The sequence below is a fragment of the Phyllobacterium phragmitis genome, from assembly GCF_002980495.1.
Classification (GTDB): Bacteria; Pseudomonadota; Alphaproteobacteria; order Rhizobiales; family Rhizobiaceae; genus Paramesorhizobium; species Paramesorhizobium phragmitis.
In genome coordinates this window covers 1-3793 of sequence record NZ_PVBR01000057.1, presented here as the reverse complement: position 1 = coordinate 3793, position 3793 = coordinate 1, and the positions used below count along the sequence as shown (strand labels likewise).

Genomic DNA, 3793 nt, shown 5'->3' with positions numbered 1-3793 from the left:
TGCATGTGCATGCCGATCCCGGAGGGCCTTCCTCCATCTCACTCACAGCACGCAAAGATGCGCCAAACGGCACAGCTTTGCTTCTTGGCACACGGGTTTCGACGCCCCAGAGCAGCGCGTCTGCTCCACCCACATTCTTAGCCGAGCCACGCGCGAATGTCTTTGCCTTTTCGGCGCGACAGCCAACGAGTCGCTGAAATCCCTCATCTATTGGCCGTGCACCGCCCCGAAGGGGGTGCCGCCAGCGCATAGGCGCAAATGCGGCACGCTACGCGCCGCCGATCCCTCGCCATGGTTCGCCACAGTCCGCTGCCGTCCCTCGGCAGCCCAATCCCGACTGGAGGTGATCCATGCCCAACCCGCTTGCGGGCCTGCCGCCGCGTCTGTTGCGCACCAAGGAAGCCGCGCGCTTCCTCGGCATATCCATCCGCACCCTTGAGAAGCATCGCACCTACGGAACCGGCCCGACCTACCGCAAGGTCGGCGGTCGCGTCCTCTACACCGTCCGCGATCTGGAGGACTGGAGCGCGGCGGGCGAGCGCAAATCCACCCGCGACAAGACCGCCGGCACCGTCTTTCCCGCGCGGCGGCTCACGCCCGAAGAACGGGGCGAATGCTAGATGCTGCGCGAGGACGATCAAAACTCCGCGCAGCCGGCGGAGGACAGCGAGCGCAGCCGCCTAGACCCCTTCGTGGTCGCAACGGGCGACGCGCAGCCGCGCGACCAGCGCGACTTGATGGAACGGCCGTTCTTCTCGCTGGCGAAGACCCCGCGCACCAAGCCGATTCTCTACAAGGCCGCCGACATAGAGGTACAGGTGTTCGGGATGCCCGAGCACGGGATGGCGACCATTTGGGACGCCGATGTGCTGATATGGGCGGCGTCACAGATCGTCGCGGCCGAGAATGACGGCCTTGCCACTTCGCGCTTTGTCCGGTTTACACCTTACCATCTGTTGCGCGCCATCGGGCGGCCGACCGGCAACCACCAATACCGGCTTCTGAAAGCTGCGCTGGCGCGGCTGCAATCGACCGTCATCGCCACCACCATCCGCAACGGCCCGCATTGGCGTCGCAGGCAATTTTCATGGATTAACGAGTGGGAGGAAATGACGACGCACACGGGCCGCGTCGAGGGCATGGAGTTCGTCCTGCCCGAATGGTTCTACAACAGCGTCATCGACCGCTCGCTGGTCCTGACCATCGACCCGGCCTATTTCCGCCTGACTGGCGGCATCGAGCGATGGCTTTACCGCGTCGCCCGAAAGCACGCCGGACACCAGCGCCATGGCTGGATTTTCGAGGTTGCGCACCTTCATCAGAAGTCCGGCAGTCTCGCGCGGCCGTCCGACTTCGCGCTTGACCTGCGCCGGATCGCGGCCCGCCAGCAGCTCCCCGGCTACCTGCTCCAGATCGAGCGGGAAGACGGCCGCGAGTTGCTACGCATCCGCCCCGAAAACCTGTCAACAGGCACTGTTGATAACCCTGTTAATGCCATCGGCAGATCAGGCGCACGAGGTATCGGCACATCAGGCGCATCACTATCGGCAGATCAGGCGCACGAACCGCAGCTAACGCTTTGGCCTGAAAAGCGGAATCCGACCGCTAACTTATCTAACAGAGAATCTAACTCTTTTTCTTTGACGCGCGCGCAGGCGAAGCGTGGTGCCGGTTCTGCCCGAAGGGGCGAGCCATGACGGCCGCGCTCGACGCGCTGCGCCCGCGCAGCCCCCAGCACATCCCCGGAGACGAACAATGACCCGTCGCGCCCACCGCAGCGCGCACGGCCGTCCGCTGCCGGACGGGCCTGCGCCCTTCACCACATTGGTCGAGCTGACCTTCGAGAAACGCAAGGTCGAGCACTGGATACGCTTCGGCCGCAAGAGCTACGAGCAGATCATCGACCGCCGCCGCAGCGTCGTCGGCTTCGCGCCGGGCAGCGTCTTCGCCTTCGTCCGTTGGGCATCTGGCGAGCATGGCACTGTCGTTTCGCGCATCGACATTGTGCGCGCCATCGGCCAGAGCGAGCCGTTCCAGACATTGCCGTTCGTGCGCCCCGGTGGCGAAATCCTGTTGCGCCTCGATAGCTGGCCCAAGGTGCAGCGTGCGCTTGCAGCCATCGACGCCGTGGAATCGCTCGGCCTCGACTCGGCCGACGCGTCGCCGGAGCATTGGCGGCACGTCCACAACCGTTTGACCGCCAATCTGGAGCCGCACGCCTACACGCCCGAGCGACATGCCGCTTGGCTTCACCGCCGAAGGATCGAACCATGACGCGCCGCCGCACCCTTACGGTGACGGCGCTGGCGGTGATCTGCATCGCCGCCGCAAGCGCGGTCCAGACGCCGACGAAACTCATATGGAACGCCACCGCCAGCGCGCCGGTCGGGTTCTACACCGTCGAGCCGGCCGACCGGATCGACGTGCCCGAGTTGGTCGCCATCATGCCGCCCGAACCGCTCGCCGCCTTCATGGTCGAACGCGGCTATATCGCGCGAGGCGTTCCGCTCTTGAAGCGCGTCTTGGGCCTGCCCGGACAGCGGGTTTGCCGCGCCGGCCGCACGATCACGGTGAACGGGATCGAGATGGGCGAGGCGCTGGAGCGCGATAGCCTCGGCCGCGATCTGCCCATCTGGCAGGGCTGCCGCGTCATCGGCGACGACCAGCTTTTGCTCATGAATTCGGAAGTCCGCGACAGCCTCGACGGCCGGTATTTCGGACCCATACCCGCAGCTTCCGTCATCGGCCGAGCGGTCCCGCTCTGGACCGATGAGGAAGGCGTCGGCCGCTACGAGTGGCGCGCGCCGACGCACTGCCCCCCCCGAGAACCAACCACAGGAGATTTCCCATGGCAGAAATAGGCACCTTCACCCGCACCGAAACCGGCTATGCCGGGAAACTACATTCGTTCGGCCTCCGCGATGAGCTGTTCATCGTTCCGGCCAAGCCGAGCGACGTGAAGAACGCGCCCGACTATCGCGTGCGCCTCGATAGCGAGGACGGCCCGGACGCCGGCCCGGCATGGAAGGACGCCAGCGAAAATGCCGGCGACTTCGTGTCGATGCGGCTGGAGGGACCGATCTTTCCGTTCCCGATCCGCGCCAAGCTGTTCCAGTCCAACGACGATCCTTCGGTCTGGACGCTGCGTTGGAAGCACCCCCGGAAGATCGAGGACGAGGAATGACGGCCGCGCGCGTCCGGCCCGCCATCCGGTCCAAGATCGTCATCCCTTTGTTCGCGGAAAAGCGGTCTCATCCCTTCGTCCCGCTCGGCGACCAGACGGCCGGCGCGCGCAGCGAAGGTCAGGGGCGGCCATCGGCCGGCGCTTGCGCCTTGCCCTTGACCGCAGCGAGCGCGCTGGCAGGCTGGCGGCGAAGCGGAGACAGGCCGGCATGGCATTATGCCGTCCTGCTGCTGGCGGGGGCGCTTTCCGTCTGCATCGGATCGGGCGTCGCTGTCGCGCAATCCGTGCCGGTCGAGCGCCCGGCCGCCGCCCATCCCTATGCGGCGCACATCGCCGAGGCGTCGCAGCGTTTCGGCATCCCCGAGCACTGGATTCGCGCCGTGCTGCGCGCCGAGAGTGCGGGCGATGTGCGCGCGGTTTCGTCGGCCGGCGCGATGGGATTGATGCAGGTGATGCCCGACACCTGGGCGGGCCTGCGCGTCCGCCATGGCCTCGGCCGCGATCCCTACGGTAGAGTAGGGATGAAGCGCTTTACCCCGTTTACCGGGGCAAGTTTCTTCATCCCTCTCGCCAAACCGGACGTGCGAGTTTCCCCGCATCCGGCTTTCT

General features: G+C 66.0%; 6 protein-coding genes. All 6 read left to right on the top strand.

The annotated features are described in order from the left end of the window. Positions 1 to 350: 350 nt before the first annotated feature. Entirely contained in the window at positions 351 to 620 is a 270-nt protein-coding gene (locus tag C5748_RS27205; protein WP_105746155.1) for a helix-turn-helix transcriptional regulator, read from the top strand. Beyond that, positions 621 to 1697 (top strand): replication initiator protein A, encoded by a 1077-nt coding sequence (locus C5748_RS27200; protein ID WP_105746153.1) that lies wholly within the window; start codon positions 621 to 623, stop codon positions 1695 to 1697. It abuts the gene before it with no gap. Positions 1698 to 1755: 58 nt separating this feature from the next. Then, positions 1756 to 2274: a DUF2840 domain-containing protein gene (locus C5748_RS27195; protein WP_105746151.1), complete on the top strand. Its 519-nt coding sequence runs from the start codon at positions 1756 to 1758 to the stop codon at positions 2272 to 2274. Further along, complete coding sequence (locus C5748_RS27190) at positions 2271 to 2861, top strand: S26 family signal peptidase (RefSeq protein ID WP_105746149.1); 591 nt, start codon at positions 2271 to 2273, stop codon at positions 2859 to 2861. The genes C5748_RS27195 and C5748_RS27190 overlap by 4 nt, the downstream gene beginning before the upstream one ends. Continuing rightward, positions 2849 to 3184, top strand: a complete 336-nt coding sequence (locus C5748_RS27185; RefSeq protein ID WP_105746147.1) for a DUF736 domain-containing protein — start codon at positions 2849 to 2851, stop codon at positions 3182 to 3184. Before C5748_RS27190 ends, C5748_RS27185 begins: the two co-directional genes overlap by 13 nt. After that, positions 3181 to 3793: lytic transglycosylase domain-containing protein (locus C5748_RS27180; protein WP_245582014.1), on the top strand; the 613-nt coding region annotated here is incomplete at its 3' end. The genes C5748_RS27185 and C5748_RS27180, both read left to right, overlap by 4 nt.

Excerpts from the sequence above, each read along its gene's own strand:
- C5748_RS27200 (WP_105746153.1), top strand. The coding sequence starts at position 621 with ATGCTGCGCGAGGACGATCAAAACTCCGCGCAGCCGGCGGAGGACAGC.
- C5748_RS27185 (WP_105746147.1), top strand. The coding sequence starts at position 2,849 with ATGGCAGAAATAGGCACCTTCACCCGCACCGAAACCGGCTATGCCGGG.
- C5748_RS27190 (WP_105746149.1), top strand. The coding sequence starts at position 2,271 with ATGACGCGCCGCCGCACCCTTACGGTGACGGCGCTGGCGGTGATCTGC.
- C5748_RS27195 (WP_105746151.1), top strand. The coding sequence starts at position 1,756 with ATGACCCGTCGCGCCCACCGCAGCGCGCACGGCCGTCCGCTGCCGGAC.
- C5748_RS27205 (WP_105746155.1), top strand. The coding sequence starts at position 351 with ATGCCCAACCCGCTTGCGGGCCTGCCGCCGCGTCTGTTGCGCACCAAG.